Annotated in this window: 17 protein-coding genes; 14 read left to right on the top strand and 3 right to left on the bottom strand. The window is 49.2% G+C overall.

Features of this window, described 5'->3' with window-relative positions; genetic code table 11:
* The first annotated feature begins 32 nt into the window (after nt 1-32).
* Both MKX50_RS13550 and MKX50_RS13545 read left to right on the top strand, forming a co-directional pair.
* Entirely contained in the window at nt 33-1,112 is a 1,080-nt protein-coding gene (locus tag MKX50_RS13550; RefSeq protein WP_213592192.1) for a ThiF family adenylyltransferase, read from the top strand.
* A gap of 114 nt (nt 1,113-1,226) precedes the next feature.
* Entirely contained in the window at nt 1,227-1,904 is a 678-nt protein-coding gene (locus MKX50_RS13545) for a response regulator transcription factor (protein ID WP_339157202.1), read from the top strand.
* A 150-nt stretch (nt 1,905-2,054) separates the two neighbouring features.
* Here MKX50_RS13545 and MKX50_RS13540 read toward each other — a convergent pair whose 3' ends face one another.
* The 3 genes from MKX50_RS13540 to MKX50_RS13530 all read right to left on the bottom strand — a co-directional run bounded on the left by MKX50_RS13540 (nt 2,055) and on the right by MKX50_RS13530 (nt 4,421).
* Entirely contained in the window at nt 2,055-2,576 is a 522-nt protein-coding gene (locus MKX50_RS13540; RefSeq protein WP_339157201.1) for a C40 family peptidase, read from the bottom strand.
* Between the two features lie 258 nt (nt 2,577-2,834).
* Nucleotides 2,835-3,476 carry a thiamine diphosphokinase gene (locus MKX50_RS13535; RefSeq protein ID WP_339157200.1) on the bottom strand — a complete coding sequence of 214 codons (642 nt, stop codon included), beginning with the start codon at nt 3,474-3,476 and terminating at the stop codon, nt 2,835-2,837.
* 216 nt (nt 3,477-3,692) lie between these two features.
* On the bottom strand, nt 3,693-4,421 hold the full coding sequence (locus MKX50_RS13530) for an alpha/beta hydrolase-fold protein (protein ID WP_339157199.1): 729 nt from the start codon (nt 4,419-4,421) through the stop codon (nt 3,693-3,695).
* Between the two features lie 254 nt (nt 4,422-4,675).
* On the opposite strand from MKX50_RS13530, the gene pdhA reads away from it, so the two are divergent.
* The 12 genes from pdhA to MKX50_RS13470 all read left to right on the top strand — a co-directional run bounded on the left by pdhA (nt 4,676) and on the right by MKX50_RS13470 (nt 15,503).
* The gene (gene pdhA, locus MKX50_RS13525) at nt 4,676-5,755 is read left to right on the top strand and encodes a pyruvate dehydrogenase (acetyl-transferring) E1 component subunit alpha (RefSeq protein WP_055107997.1); all 1,080 of its coding nucleotides are present in this window, start codon (nt 4,676-4,678) and stop codon (nt 5,753-5,755) included.
* Nucleotides 5,756-5,838: 83 nt separating this feature from the next.
* On the top strand, nt 5,839-6,816 hold the full coding sequence (locus MKX50_RS13520) for an alpha-ketoacid dehydrogenase subunit beta (RefSeq protein WP_213592202.1): 978 nt from the start codon (nt 5,839-5,841) through the stop codon (nt 6,814-6,816).
* 26 nt (nt 6,817-6,842) lie between these two features.
* Nucleotides 6,843-8,147 carry a dihydrolipoamide acetyltransferase family protein gene (locus MKX50_RS13515; RefSeq protein WP_213592204.1) on the top strand — a complete coding sequence of 435 codons (1,305 nt, stop codon included), beginning with the start codon at nt 6,843-6,845 and terminating at the stop codon, nt 8,145-8,147.
* A gap of 4 nt (nt 8,148-8,151) precedes the next feature.
* Nucleotides 8,152-9,567, top strand: coding sequence for a dihydrolipoyl dehydrogenase (lpdA, locus tag MKX50_RS13510; RefSeq protein ID WP_213592206.1), 1,416 nt, complete (start codon nt 8,152-8,154; stop codon nt 9,565-9,567).
* 291 nt (nt 9,568-9,858) lie between these two features.
* Entirely contained in the window at nt 9,859-10,695 is an 837-nt protein-coding gene (locus MKX50_RS13505; protein WP_339157198.1) for a hypothetical protein, read from the top strand.
* Between the two features lie 149 nt (nt 10,696-10,844).
* Nucleotides 10,845-11,765, top strand: coding sequence for a Gfo/Idh/MocA family oxidoreductase (locus tag MKX50_RS13500; protein ID WP_339157197.1), 921 nt, complete (start codon nt 10,845-10,847; stop codon nt 11,763-11,765).
* Between the two features lie 126 nt (nt 11,766-11,891).
* Complete coding sequence (locus tag MKX50_RS13495) at nt 11,892-12,356, top strand: VOC family protein (RefSeq protein ID WP_339157196.1); 465 nt, start codon at nt 11,892-11,894, stop codon at nt 12,354-12,356.
* A gap of 1 nt (nt 12,357) precedes the next feature.
* Complete coding sequence (locus tag MKX50_RS13490) at nt 12,358-12,939, top strand: nucleotidyltransferase family protein (protein ID WP_213592212.1); 582 nt, start codon at nt 12,358-12,360, stop codon at nt 12,937-12,939.
* Between the two features lie 60 nt (nt 12,940-12,999).
* Nucleotides 13,000-13,611, top strand: coding sequence for a LysE family transporter (locus MKX50_RS13485; RefSeq protein WP_244996541.1), 612 nt, complete (start codon nt 13,000-13,002; stop codon nt 13,609-13,611).
* Between the two features lie 26 nt (nt 13,612-13,637).
* On the top strand, nt 13,638-14,069 hold the full coding sequence (locus MKX50_RS13480; protein ID WP_213592214.1) for an NUDIX hydrolase: 432 nt from the start codon (nt 13,638-13,640) through the stop codon (nt 14,067-14,069).
* 106 nt (nt 14,070-14,175) lie between these two features.
* Complete coding sequence (gene thyA, locus MKX50_RS13475) at nt 14,176-14,970, top strand: thymidylate synthase (protein WP_213592216.1); 795 nt, start codon at nt 14,176-14,178, stop codon at nt 14,968-14,970.
* A gap of 41 nt (nt 14,971-15,011) precedes the next feature.
* The gene (locus MKX50_RS13470; protein ID WP_213592218.1) at nt 15,012-15,503 is read left to right on the top strand and encodes a dihydrofolate reductase; all 492 of its coding nucleotides are present in this window, start codon (nt 15,012-15,014) and stop codon (nt 15,501-15,503) included.
* Nucleotides 15,504-15,623: the final 120 nt, after the last annotated feature.

Here is a 15,623-nt window from a genome sequence, read left to right as displayed (position 1 = left end):
ATAGTTTTCTGATGAAAAGGAGCGGAGCGGGAATGCAAGGCAATCGATCTGAAACCTCGGCAGCAGTTTTGTCCGCGGAAACAAGAGACCGGACGGACCGGTATTCCAGGCAGGAACGTTTTGCGATGATCGGTCCGGAAGGGCAGCGCAAGCTGTCGGAAAGCGCTATTCTTATCGTAGGCGCTGGAGCGCTGGGCACAGGCATTGCGGAAACGCTCGTACGGGCTGGCGTTGGGCGTGTAGTCATAGCGGACCGGGATTACGTGGAATGGAGCAATTTGCAAAGGCAGCAGCTGTTCGCGGAAGAAGATGCCGAGCTCCGGCTGCCTAAGGCAATCGCTGCCCAGAAACGGCTGCAAGCGATTAATAGCGAAGTGACCATTGAAGCTCATGTCATGGATGTGACTTATACTGAAATAAGCTCCTTATTGCCGGGAATCCAGCTTATACTGGATGCTACCGATAATTTTGACACGAGAATGGTTATTAACGACATTTCCCAGAAGAAGGGTATTCCTTGGATTTACGGTGCCTGCGTAGGCAGCTATGGCATTACGTATACGATATTGCCAGGGAAGACCGCCTGTTTGAATTGTCTGCTGGGCTCGATTCCGCTGGGCGGCGATACTTGTGATACAGCAGGGATTATTCCGCCAGCGGTTCAGACGGTTGTTGCCCATCAGACGACAGAAGCGCTGAAGCTGCTCACGGGCCAGACCGAGCATCTTCGAGGAACGCTGCTGACCTTTGACTTATGGCGCAATGAGCAGGCAGCGCTCAAGATGGATGCGGCGCGGAAGCCAGACTGCCCGTCCTGCGGCCCGCAACCAGCCTATCCCTATTTGTCCCATTCGGGCTCACGAAAGACCGAAGTGCTCTGCGGCAGGGATACTGTCCAAATTCGTCCGGCTACACCACGGGAATGGAATTTGGAGGAGACGGCCAGAGCCCTGATGCGTCTTGGGGAAGGGACGGCAGAATTCAATAAGTTTCTGCTATCCTATACGATTGGAGAGCGCCGGCTGGTATTATTCAAAGACGGGCGGGCATTGGTCCATGGAACGAAGGATATTATAGAAGCCAAAGTGCTTTATGACAGGTACTTCGGCTAAAGTAAGATAGAAGCAGCTAACCATTTCCGTTAAATTCGGGAATGGTTTGTTTGCATTTTGTCCATCTTAATTAATAAATTCGGGATGTGGAGCAGAAGGTGGGCGGCGAATCGTATGGAAGTTCACATATTATCGGCAGGAGGGGAGTCCCGGGAGAGCAGCCGTTTATACCGGCAGCTGAAGGAAGCGGGATATGACGTCACTTGGTTTCGCAACAAAGATGTGACGAAGGAAGAGCTGCTTAAACAAAGGCCAGACATTATGCTGGTTGAAAAAGGGCTGTCGGACGTCGATGCCATGGCGCTGCTTAAAGCTCATGAAGGCGTGCTATCATTTCCCGTCGTAGCCGTGCTTCTTGAACGAAGTACAGAGCAGCTTGTCGAGGCATTCGCAGCCGGAGCGAGCGACGTCGTAGACGGCAGCGTCCCTTTCGAAGAGCTGGCCGTACGTATGGAGCATTGGGTCAAGCTGTTCATGAGATTAAACGACGGCCAACCAAGCGAAATCATTTTCGAGGATTTGCGTATTGAGCCGAAAAGCCGCAAAGTATTCCGGGGAGGGGAAATCATCAAACTGACCCCGAAGGAATATGATTTGCTCGTCTATCTCGCGAAGCATGCCAATACCGTGTGCCATCGTGATGATATTTTACAGGAGGTATGGGGGTATGACTTTGTGACCGGCACGAATGTCGTAGATGTATATGTCCGCCATTTACGCAAAAAAGTCGACCGCGGCCGCGCTCGAAAGATTATCCATACCGTCCGGGGAACTGGCTATATGATGCATTGAAGAACAAAAGAGGCCTCCTTGACAGAAGTAATCTGCCGGGAAGCCTCTTTTGCAAGATGATAGAAGATCATGTGTCAGTTATACAGTCCCATTGCAATATCGTAAGCATCTGCTGATGCTAACATTCGGACGTAATCGAATCAATACAAACTACAGTACGCGACGAGCTTTGATGTAAGTTCTTTTCCATGTTCCGGAGTTCAAATCAGAGATCGTTACCCCAGGTTTACCGTAAGTGTGCAGGATTTTACCGTTGCCCATATACACGGCTACGTGTGTAATATTGCTTCCTGTCGAACGGCTGCCGCTGGAGAAGAAGACCATATCGCCCGGACGCAGGTTCGATTTGGATACCGCTTTACCAACTTTGGATTGGGCAGCAGATGTACGTGGCAGGTTAACTCCATATTGTTTGAAAATATGTTTCATGAATGAAGAGCAGTCGAATACTCTTGTAGTTGAAGTCGATGCACCGAATTTATAAGGTGTGCCCATATATTTTTTTCCGAAGTTAACGACTTGAGTTCCCTTAGAAACAGCAACGCTTTCTGCGCTTTGAGGAGCAGCAGCCGCTTGTGTCGTACCGCCTCCGCTTGCAAGCAAAGTTCCAAAGCCAATAGCTGAAACGATACCTACCGTCAATACTTTTTGGGATATAATGTGTAATTTCATGTTGTTGTGTACCTCCAAAGTTTTTGTTTTGACCGGCTCGATTTGAAGTATAACAGGTTTGATACCAGCTATATTTTGGTAGAATTGCGGAGCGCGCTGTCTCCCATAGCTTTGAAGGCGTTTATTAAAATATCATTAAAGTTTACAAAAAATTAAGAATATAGAGTAAATCCATGCTAAGAAAAGGAAAGAAACCTTGATGCAACAAGGTTTCTTTCGTGTGTAACTAGAAGTTACAATTTTGTCTTAAATTTTGTGTTAATCCCGGCTTTGGATGATTAAAAGCAGACCGCTCTCGATCCGGATGGTTCCTTCCTGACCGATAAGACGATTGCTGATCCCAAGCGATTGCCCCATCCGAAGCGTTGCATTGTCTAGGGGGTACATGAACCCTTCCAGTGTTATCCCGGTCACTTCCGGCGTAAGAGGAACCAAAGATGCGTAGGTGAAGCCGCGCTCCTGGATGGTGATGGTGGAGCCGGTAAGCGTAATATAGTTGTGGGTGTCGTAAATCGCGCTTTGGACCTGGTGCTGCAATCCCCGGAGCATGATTTGAATGTTGGCTAGCGTATGATCCATCCTTGAACCGGTCACGCCCATCATGATGATTTCTGTGGCTTCATTGTCCATGGCGGTCACATAGGCCAGCTCGGTATCCGTCAAATCTTTATTTATTGGATCACATGTAATGATTTTGCCACTGGCACATTTAACCTTCTCCAGCTCCTCCGGTGTAATGGAATCAAAATCTCCGACGGAGATATGAGGGTGGATATCATGCTCTACGAGAAATAATGCACCGCGATCTGCGCCTATAACCAGATCATTCTGCCTGATCTCCTCCAAAAATACAGGATTCATATTGCCGCCTGCAAAAATGAGCACTCTTTTCTCAGTCATATCTCTACTTCCTTTCATTTTGCGGAACATGCTCCAACTCCAGTATAAAACAGATTTAAGGCTTGCACAATTTTACCAGGTCAGACTACAATAGTTTTAGTGCGTGCATTATATAAGAAGCAAAAAGAGAAGCCGCAGCGGCTTCTCTTTAAATCAAGGTGATTTGAAAGCGCCACCAAGCTCTGGAGGCTGCTTATTTTTTGATGATTGCTCGCATTATTTCAAAAAATGCAGGAGCGCTTCAGGCAGCTCGTTCTGCCAGAAACCCCATAAATGCTTGCCGTCTTTTTCAAGGTACCGTATTTGGGCGCCGCGCTCTTCCAAGAGCGATTTGGTCGCCCGGTTCAGCTCCACAAAATTATAGGTTCCTGTATCTGTCGTGTAATTGTCCTCCTGCAGACCGACGATCATATATAAGGAAAGGAAGGACAAGTCGGATTCTGCGGCTACCAGTTGCTGGGTTTTTTCGTAAAACGCGCCGGACAAGCTGATCACTTTGGAAAACAGTTCAGGTTTTTTCATAGCGATATGCAGCGAGATGGTGCCTCCTAGCGAATCTCCGGCCAAAATACGTTCGTCCGCTTCGCGGCGAACCGGATATTTGCTCTCAACGTAGGGAATAATTTCTTCAGTGAAGCAGGAAATATAAGCGTCGAAGCGGTTGCCGAAAGGGGCATACTCCTCGGTACGCACCGATGTATCAACCTCGACGCCCACAATGATGAACGGGTCAAGCCCTTCATCCAGGATGAGGCGGTTCGCATGAGTAGCGATTCGGCCGTAATTGAAAAATTCTTCTCCGTCCTGACAATATACGACAGGATAACTGAGGATTTCATTATAGCCCGGAGGCAAATAAATCCGCAGCGACCGCTTCTCGCCCAAGTATTTACTGTCGATTTCTTCCTTGACGATCGTTCGTTTTAAATAGCGCGAATCCGTCATAATACAGCACGCTCCCGTCTTTGCATTTTGCTTTTAAATGGCTGATAAGTTAAGATAACCGTTAGAGTAAGTGTTCCATTCACTGGTTTTAAATCTGGCTTCTGTTATAGTAAAAGTGATACGCTGTTATACATACAAAGATAAGTATAAAGTACAAATTACCGGAATATCTTTGACTTATTGAGTGAAACAGATGTATAATAATTCTATAACAGCAGCACATGATAATCAAATTTTTTGTCGAGGTGAAGAAAATGAGCAAGAACAAGAGCAGGGTTCCTTACGAAGTATACACTGAGGAAGTCGAAGCTTTGTCCGTGCTATCCCCGGACGGTGAAATCGTTAACAAAGATAAAGTTCCTAATTTAAGTGATGATCAATTGAAAGAGTTAATGTACCGCATGGTATTTACCCGTACATGGGATGAAAGAGCCATTAACCTGGGCCGTCAAGGCCGTCTTGGATTCTATGCGCCTGTATCCGGCCAAGAAGCTACGATGGTGGGCAGCGAGTTCGCTCTGAACAAGGACGACTTCATTTGCCCGGGCTACCGTGATATGCCGCAGCTCGTATGGCACGGTCTTCCGCTGTACCAAGCGTTCCTGTATTCCCGCGGACATCAGCACGGAGGTCAAATTCCGGAAGGCGTCAACGTACTTATGCCACAAATCATTATCGGCGCCCAAGTGCTCCATGCCATGGGTATCGCAATGGGTTACAAACTGAAGAAGCAGCAGCAAGTCGCAATCACATACACAGGTGACGGGGGATCCTCCGAGGGCGATTTCTACGAAGCACTCAACTTTGCTGGAGTTTATAAACTGCCGGTTATTTTCTTTGTGCAAAACAACGGATATGCGATCACAACTCCGTTCTCCAAACAAACTGCAGCTCTATCGATCGCTCACAAAGCGGTTGCAGCAGGTATCCGCGGCGTGAAAATCGACGGTATGGACGTGTTTGCCGTTATCAGTGCTGTTCAAGAAGCAGCTGAGCGCGCTCGCAACGGTGAAGGTGCTACATTGATCGAAGCCGTTACTTACCGTTTCCGTCCACACTCCTTGTCCGATGATACTTCCAAGTACCGTACGAAGGAAGAAGAAGGCCAGTGGAGCGAGAAGGATCCAATCGCACGTCTTGCCAAATACCTGGAGAAGAAAGGTCTTTGGACAGAAGAAGATACCGCTCGTGTGAAGGAAGAAGCCAAAGCTACGGTTAACGAGCATATCAAGAAAGCAGAACAAACCGAGAAAATGACCATTCCTGGTCTGATCGATAGCATGTTCGAAACGACGCCTAAACATCTGGAAGAGCAAAAAGCAGATTTCCAGTAAGACGATAAGCAGGACCTAAGAGCATTAATGAATGCTTGGCAGTAAAAGTCTGATTGTTTCTTAATGAGGAGGATATGAATCTAATGGCACAAATGAATTTAAAAGAAGCGATTCGTGATGCGATGCGCGTGGAATTAGAACGTGACCCTAACGTTCTGATCTTCGGGGAAGACGTCGGTAATGTCGGTGGCGTATTCCGTGCTACGGAAGGCTTGCAAAAACAGTTCGGCGAAGAGCGCGTATTCGATACGCCGCTTGCAGAATCCGCTATTGGCGGTATGGCAGTAGGTTTGGGTATCCAAGGATTCCGCCCGATTGCGGAAATCCAGTTCGTAGGTTTTATCTTTGAAGCGCTCGATCAAATCGTGGTTCAGGCAGCCCGCATGCGTTACCGTTCCGGCGGCCGCTACAACGCGCCGATCGTATTCCGTACTCCATTTGGCGGGGGCGTTAAAGCAGCTGAGCTGCATACAGACGCTTTGGAAGGTTTGATCGCGCAAACTCCGGGTATTAAATTAGTGATTCCATCCAACCCTTACGACGCTAAAGGTTTGATGATTTCTGCTATCCGCGACAACGACCCCGTATTTTTCATGGAGCACTTGAACCTGTACCATGCTTACCGTGAAGATGTACCGGAAGGCGAATACACGGTTGAAATCGGTAAAGCGAAAGTTGTCCGCGAGGGCTCTGACGTAACGATCGTCGCTTACGGCCTAATGGTTCACACGGCGGTTAAAGCAGCAGAAGAGCTTGAGAAGAACGGCATCAAGGCAGAGGTAATCGACCTCCGCACGCTCGTGCCTCTTGACATTGACACCGTTATTGAATCGGTGAAGAAAACGAACCGCGCTATTATCGTTCAAGAAGCGCAAAAATCTGCAGGTATCGCTGCAGAGGTCATCGCTCAAATTAACGAGAAAGCGATCCTTCACTTGGAAGCGCCGGTTCTTCGCGTAGCTCCTCCGGATACCGTCTATCCGTTCGCGCAAATCGAAGATCAATGGCTTCCGTCTCCGGCTACGATTATTGCAGGAGTGAATAAAGTACTCGAATTTTAATCTTAATGAACTAGGAGGTCTTCCAGGTGGCTAAATTTGAATATCGTTTCCCTGAGCTTGGCGAGGGGCTTCACGAAGGCGAAATTATTAAAATGCATATCAAAGTCGGCGATAAAGTAACCGACGACGATATTATTATGGAAGTGCAAAACGACAAGGCGGTCGTTGAGGTTCCTTGTCCGGTTAATGGTACGGTGCAAGAGGTGTTCGGTACGGACGGCGCCGTGTTCCGCGTGGGTCAAGTCGTTGCCGTTATCGACGCTGAAGGCGACATTCCAGAGCAAGAGGGCGCCCCGGAAGAGCATAGCGCTCAAGAAGCCGATGCTGCACAAGGCGGAGCGGATACGAAAGATTCTCCAGCAACTGAGAATCCGGCGGCTGGCAAGGACAGCGCTGCTGCTCCAGCGGCACCTAACCGCGAAATTCTGGCTACGCCTAGCGTACGTAAATTCGCTCGTGAGAAGGGCGTAGATTTGAGCCAGGTTCAAGGCTCCGGCAAAGCAGGCAAAATTACACGCGAAGATGTGGAAGCATTCCTGAGCGGCGGCGGAACACCGGCTGCAGCCCAAGAGAGCGCGAAAGCTGCAGAAGCGGCTCCAGCAGCAGCTCCGGCAGCGGTTAGCGTAAGCGCCGAAGAAGAGCGCGTACCGTTCAAAGGTATCCGTAAAGCAATCTCCAATGCGATGGTTAAATCCGCGTACACGGCTCCTCACGTTACGATCATGGACGAAGTTGACGTAACTGAGCTGGTAGCGTTCCGTACGCGTATGAAGCCGATCGCCGAGAAGAAAGGCACGAAAGTGACTTATCTTCCGTTTATCGTCAAAGCGCTTGTTGCAGCTGCTCGTCAATTCCCTGCGCTTAACGCTTCGATCGACGAAGAGAACAACGAGATTGTATACAAAAAACATTACGATATCGGTATCGCAACCGATACGGACAACGGTCTGATCGTGCCGGTGATCAAGGATGCGGATCGCAAGAGCATCTGGATGATCGCAGACGCGATTCGCGATTTGGCTGCCCGCGGACGCGAAGGCAAATTGTCCCCTAACGAAATGAGAGGCAGCACGATTTCGATTACGAACATTGGCTCTGCCGGCGGTATGTTCTTTACTCCGATCATTAACTACCCTGAGGTAGCTATTCTCGGAACTGGCCGTATTAGCGAGAAGCCGGTTGTGAAGAACGGGGAAGTTGTCGTAGCTCCGGTTATGGCCCTGTCCCTCAGCTTTGACCATCGTCTGATCGACGGTGCTACTGCTCAATACTTCATGAACTATATCAAAGAGCTGCTCTCCAACCCTGAGCTGCTCGTAATGGAGGTATAACAACATGGTCGTAGGAGACGCTTCTCTTGATATTGATACACTGGTAGTCGGTGCAGGTCCCGGCGGATACGTGGCAGCCATTCGCGCTGCCCAGCTCGGACAAAAGGTACTGATCGTAGATAAATCGGAGCTCGGCGGTGTGTGCTTGAACCGCGGATGTATTCCTTCCAAAGCATTGATCTCCGCTGCACACCAATATGAGTCTGCAAAACATGCGGATGCATTCGGTATTTCTGTAGAGAACGTAAAAGTGGATTTCTCGAAAACACAGGAATTCAAAAACAGCGTCGTCAAAAAAATGACTCAAGGCGTCGGCGGTTTGTTGAAAGGCAACAAAGTCGAGGTATTCAATGGCGAAGTGATGTTCATTAATGAGAACGAAGCTCGCGTATTCAACGAATACGAAGCACCTCGTTACCGTTTCAAACATTGCATCCTGGCAACGGGTTCCCGTCCGATCGAACTCAAGCCATTCCCATTTGGTGGACGCATTCTGTCTTCTACTGAAGCGCTCGAGCTTCAAGAAATTCCTGAGAGCCTGGTCGTTATCGGCGGCGGATACATCGGTGCAGAACTTGGCCAAATGCTGTCCAAGTTCGGTACGAAAGTAACGATTATTGAGGGCATGGATACGGTACTGCCTGGCTTCGATAAGGATATGACTCGTCTTGTGGCGAAGAGCATGGAGAAAACAGGCATCGAGATCGTAACGAACGCGAAAGCGGAAAGTGCGGTGCAAACCGACAAGAACGTTACGGTTAAATATTCCGTTAATGGTGAAAGCAAAGAAATTACGGCGGACTACCTGCTTGTTACTGTAGGACGTCGTCCAAACACAGATGGAGAGCTGGGTCTTGACCTGGCTGGCGTTGAGCTGGACGATCGCGGGCTGGTTAAAGTCGATCATCAAGGCCGTACATCCAATCCGAAAATCTTCGCAATCGGCGATATCGTCCCTGGCCTGGCACTCGCTCACAAAGCTTCTTACGAAGGTAAAGTGGCGGCTGAAGCCATTGCAGGACTGCCATCTGTTGTCGATTACAAAGCGATTCCTTCCGTTGTATTTACGGATCCTGAGTGCTCCAGCGTCGGCTTGACCGAGAAGGACGCGAAGGAAAAGGGTATCAAAGTGAAATCGGGTAAATTCCCGTTTGCGGCCAACGGACGCGCTACATCCCTGAACCAGCCAGACGGCTTCATGAAGCTTGTCGCCAACGCGGAGAACGACCTTGTCATCGGCGCACAAATCGTTGGTATCGAAGCATCCAACCTCATTACTGAAATTGCGCTGGCGATTGAAATGGGCGCGACGCTTGAAGATATCTCCCTGACGATCCACGCTCACCCAACACTGGGCGAAATCGCGATGGAAGCAGCAGAGGTTGTCGAAGGCAAACCGATCCACATTATTTCACGTTAAATTCACGTAACTCCTAAGAGTTACACAAACTCCTAAGCATATGGATGAGCTGCTTCTGCAGGTTTACATAAACCTGCGGGCAGCTCTTTTTTTATCACAAAAGAAATAATTACAAAATAAGAGTGTATCTGGTAAAATTCATGTGTTACGCTAATTCTATAGCTCTATTTAAATTTAAAGAATTACAAAAAATATACCAAGAGCTGTTAGATTAATGGTAAGATGTAACTATAGTTTACAAAGCTTGTATGTTAATATGAAATCGCTTGCGGAGAAGGGAAGGACGGATGGATGCAGTATAAGGACAAGGCCAGATCCTTAGCTGTTGCAGCTTTGTTGGTAATTGGCATAACGGTAACCCCTCCGGTGGAAGCGGATCATCCGTTAATTGTAACGTTGGATGGACAGCAACTAAAGTCCCGGTTTGAAGTAACTGACGGGGAAGTTTACGCCCCGCTTCTTCCTCTAGCCAAAGAACTAGGTTATACAGTGAACTGGAACAAGCAAAGCGATAGAATAGATATCGTATCCGATTCGGATAGAGCGGGCAATGGTCGGGGAGATGAAATTACGAAACAGCAGGTAACGGACTGGATTGTTGAACAAGGGAAAGAAGACAATTATTATGTAGAGGGTTTGTCCTACGAACTGATCGACCTCGATGGGGATGGGGAAGCAGAAGTAGTAGCTGCGATCGACGGGGGAGTGCATCTTGGCCATTATTTTATGTTTGACCGCGATGCAAGGGGGAATTATCGACTGATTTTCGAGAGCCCATGGAAGGTAGAGACCTTAAAGCCGGGAGCGCCTGTTCGAGTAGGCGATAAGCTGCTGTACGAGACCGTGGAGCGAACCGGAGGCACTGGACTGGACGTTGAAATCGTCCATCTCTGGTACATGGAGGAAGGACGGGTTGTAGAAGCCTGGAAGGGCATCACGAAGGAAATGAATGCGATGATACCGGGATCTTATTCGCTCACTGTGGCAGGGTACCATATCCAGGACGATGTGCTTTACTTTTGGAGGACGTTAAGTTTGCTGGAGGATGACGCTGAGACCATTCAGGGAGCCCCGGCAACAACAATGAATACATTTGCGTTTGACGGAGTTTCTTTTCAGGCAAAATGACAACAGCAGAAGTTCAGTAAGAAGAGTGCGAAGGCGCTCTTTTTTTGCGCTGGCTTATTGTTCTTTGGTCATCAATACAACGCAACAGGAAGAAATGGCTCCCATGACTCATAAAATAAACAGCAAAAGGCTCGAAAATACCTGAAAGCGTGGTGATCAAGCTGGAGCGCCCTCTTCAGATTGGGATGATCGGTCTAGATACTTCGCATGTCAGCATTTTTGCGGCGCTACTGCATCGCCATCAGGCTGCGGATGCTTCCTGTCTCCACGGCATAACGATTGGCTGCGCCTATCCTGGCGGTTCCTCGCGCATGGAATTAAGTTACAGCCGTGTGGACCGGTATAAGAACGAACTAATTCAGGAATATGGCGTGCCCATGCTTGGCAGCATCGAAGCTGTTGCGGAAGCGGCGGATGTGATCATGATCGAGTCGGTTGACGGCAGCACGCATCTGGAGCAGTTCAGTAAAGTGGCTCCTTACGGGAAACCGGTATTTATTGATAAACCCTTTGCCACATGTCTTGCTGATGCACGGGCCATAGTCGCTCTTGCCGAACATTATAGCGTGCCGATCATGAGTGCCTCATCACTTCGTTATGCTTCAGCTTTGACAGATGCGCTAAAGCGTGTTGGCCACGGCGATATTATCGGGGCGGATGTGTACGGGCCGATGCCATTCGTGCATGGTCAGGCGGATTATTTCTGGTATGGCATTCACGCAGCAGAGATGCTGTTCGCGATTATGGGGCATAGCAGCTGCCAGGTTCATACGCTTTGCAGCGGCGGTCATGAAGTGATGACGGGGACCTGGGCGGATGGCCGGATTGGCGTTGTGCGGGGCAGGCGGCAGGGCGGCAGCTTTGGTGCCGTCATTCACAGAGAGCGCGGCAGTGATCATGTAGGTATTCACCCTGGAGGCAAGCCGTATTATGAGAGCCTGCTGGAGCAGGTCGTTCATTTTTTTCGCAAGGGAATATCTCCGGTAGCTCCGGAGGAAACCCTTGCAGTAATCAGCTTCTTGGAAGCCGCAAACCGCAGTAGGGAAACAGGCATGCCTTATGACTTGTAATCACCGGAAAGTGCTTTTTTTGTCATTTAAATAAGCGGCCAATTGCTTTACAATATGATGTAATTACATAAGTGGCGGCAGATGCATGACTGCAATGGAAATTGCTGCTTTATGGAGGGGATTGGAATGATTCAAGGTCTGTATGAGGCGCATTTGCCGGTCAAAAATTTAGAGGCCTCAATGGCCTTCTACAGCAAATTGGGACTAAAATTAGCCTGGCGGGATGAGGATACGGCGTTTTATTGGATCGAGGAAGGTCTCAGTTGGCTCGGACTGTGGGAAGGCTCGGAGTATGAAACTCCCTACCATCCGTCCTTACGGCATATTGCGTTCCGCGTGGCATATGACGATTTGAAACGATCCCTGGATTGGCTCGCATCGATCGAAGTCGAGGCTGTTCCATTTGGGAGCAGAAGCACGGTACAGCCTTTTGTACGGCCGAACCAAGGCAATGCTTCGGTTTATTTCAACGATCCGGACGGCAACAGTCTTGAGCTGATCTGTTATATTGAGGTGCCAGATGAATTAAGGCACATTACGGATAAACTCTCCTTGAACGAATGGGAAAAGCTCTCGGGAGTTTTTTCGTGAGATGAATAAACTGTCATTGAGCAAGGGCGGGGGTACGGATGCAGAGCGTGTAAAGCGGCTACTTAGGGATTGCGAGCCGTTGATACAGGATTTGCGCGCTGTTAGGAGTCTGGGATTGCCTGACTGTTATATTGCTGCCGGGTATATTCGGGGTTACATATGGGACTGCTTGCATGGCTATGACGCTCGCCTTCGCCATGAAGATATCGATGTAGTTTATTTCGATCCACGGCTCTGCAGTACAAAGCGGGATGAAGCGCTGCAATTGCGGTTGATCGAAGAGAGCGGCAATCCGCGATGGTCGGTGAAAAATCAGGCGCGAATGCATATCCGCAACGGAGCTCCGCCCTATACGTCAACGGCGGATGCGATGAGCAGGTGGCCAGAGACCGCCACGGCTATTGGAGTTCGTTTGACAGATCAAGATGAATTGGAGCTGTGTGCTCCTTATGGTTTGGACGATTTGTTGTGCATGGTGGTGCGGCGAAGTCCTCTTTTTACGGATCAGCTATACTATTTGGAGAGGGTTCGCAGGAAAAACTGGCTGCAGGACTGGCCTTTGCTCACTTGGATCACCGATTAATCCTCAACGCTTGCAAAGATGCTTAATTGATGCTGCATTCTGGTGCCGGGGGAAACTGCAATGATGGTTGTTTTAAGAGGTTTCAGGTTCGGGATGATTTTGCAGCTGGCTGTTGGCCCTGTATGTATATATATTTTTAATGTGGCGAGCAAGCAAGGGCTGCTGGAAGCAGCGGCCGGGGTGGCGGCCGTCACCTTCGTCGATGCGATGTTCATCCTGCTGGCTGTCTTTGGCGTAGCTTCCTTTATGGAGCGGCCTGAAGTTAACCGGGGATTGCGCATATTCGGCTTTGCCGTGCTGCTTGCATTTGGGATGAACCTGGTATTATCGGCCTTTGGCATAGAGCTGCTGTCCCATTTTCGCATATCGAACGTTGCTGAGGTGGACAGGCCTTTTCTGTCCAGTCTTCTGCTTACAGCCTCCAATCCGCTAACGATTGTATTCTGGGCGGGATTGTTTACAGCCAAAATTGCCGAAGGCGGTTTAAGCAAAACAGGGATTTATGCTTTTGGCTTAGGAACGGTATTGTCAACGCTGGTTTTCCTGCTGTTTGTCGCCTTGGGCGGCAGCATTATCGGGCAATTTCTGCCCAAGACGCTGCTTCAAATACTGGACGGCGTTGTAGGCGTATTGATTCTGTATTTTGCGGTTAGAATGATTCGTTCATCTTAATGTAAGGGGAAAGGAAGTAAGTTCATATGAGACGTGTTGATGTCGTATATACGCTGCTGCTTAATGAAGACGAGACGAAAATCCTGATGGTCAAAAACTATAGCAGGGATGCATGGACCCTTCCGGGAGGCTCGGTAGAGCAAGGAGAGACGCTGGAAACGGCAGCGATCCGCGAAGCGAAGGAGGAGACCGGGCTGGACGTGGAAATCGGCGGCGTAGTGGCAGTCAATGAAGGCTTGTTTACGGAGCTTGGGCAGCATGTCGTCTTCGTGACTTTCCGCGGGCGGATTACCGGAGGTCGGATGGAGATTGTCAGGCCGGATGAAATTGCAGCCATCGAATGGATCGATGTAGAGCGCGCCGATGAGCTGATGCCCTATTACAAGGAGAAGCTTAGGGATATTGTGCGCCGAGGCGCCGAGGTAGCCTATTATGACGAGGGCGTTCGCGCGAAGTAATACTGCAGTTGGCGTATCTTTAAACGAGTCTATGCTCCCAATCTGCGGAACACTTTGCTATAATGAGTTAGAATTTGATAATAGACTATAGTACGGGGTGCGATACATGAAAGCATATTTAGATTTACTGCAGGATGTGCTGGATAACGGAACGGTCAAGGAAGACCGCACGGGCACGGGCACGCTGTCCGTATTCGGCCGCCAGCTTCGCTTTGATCTGAGTCAAGGATTTCCGCTTGTCACAACGAAGCGAATCCATTTGAAGTCGGTTATTCATGAACTGCTATGGTTCCTCAAAGGGGACACGAATATAGCTTATCTAAAAGAAAATGGCGTTCGTATTTGGGATGAATGGGCGGACGAGAACGGCGACCTTGGTCCGGTGTACGGCTCGCAGTGGCGATCCTGGGAAGCGCCGGACGGCAGAAAGATCGATCAGATTGCCAACGTGATCGAAGCAATCAAGAACAACCCCGATTCACGCCGCCATCTCGTCAGCGCCTGGAATGTGGCGGAGGTCGATAACATGAAGCTGCCGCCATGTCATTTCGTGTTTCAATTTTATGTGGCGGACGGGAAGCTGTCGTGCATGCTGACGATGCGGTCCGTCGATACATTCCTTGGTCTGCCATTCAATATTGCCAGCTATGCGCTCTTGACCCATATGGTGGCACAGCAATGCGGGCTTGAGGTTGGCGAATTCGTCTGGTCCGGCGGGGATGTCCACATCTATAGCAATCATTTGGAGCAGGTAAAGACGCAGTTGACACGAGAGCCTTATGAGCTGCCGCAACTGGTGATCAAACGCAAGCCGGATTCGATCTTTGATTACGTGTATGAAGATTTCGAGTTTGTTGGTTATCAGCATCATCCGGCGATCAAAGCAACGGTAGCCGTATAGCATCCGCAGTTGAATAGAGGAGAACAAAGGGGGAGGGCTATATGGGCATTTCGCTAATTTGGGCCATGGATCAAAATGGCTTGGTTGGGAAGGGCAATGATTTGCCCTGGAGATTGCCAAACGACATGAATTTTTTTAAACAGAACACTAAGGGCAAAACGGTCGTCATGGGCCGAAAAACATGGGAGTCCTTAAGAGTCAGGCCGCTTCCTGGACGCCGGAATATCGTACTGACGGGTGACCGTTCATATAAAGCTGAGGGTGCCGAAGTAATGCATTCAGTAGACGAGGTTTTGGAAATTGCGAAGGACGTTGATTTGATGATTATCGGCGGAGGCAGCGTGTACGGGCAGTTTATTCCGCATGCCGACCGTTTGTTCGTTACCCGGATCGACGCAGCGTTTGAAGGAGACGTCCATTTTCCGCCGCTGGACTGGTCGCAGTTTGCCTTAGCCGAGGAGATCCCTGGTATTCGGGATGAGAAAAATGTATATGATCACCGCTTTATGATCTATGAACGGCGCAAGGGCTAAAGAATAGAAATTAAACCAGCAATCTTCTAAAATATGATATAATAGAGTGTGCATCGGAGCTGCGCGGAGCGCAGCTCTTTGTTTTGGCTATGACAGGAAATGAAGACGTAATTGTAATAG

Origin of the sequence: Paenibacillus sp. FSL W8-0186 (genome assembly GCF_037969765.1) — a bacterium.
Lineage (GTDB): Bacteria > Bacillota > Bacilli > Paenibacillales > Paenibacillaceae > Fontibacillus > Fontibacillus woosongensis.
This window is presented reverse-complemented; position numbering and strand designations above follow the sequence as displayed.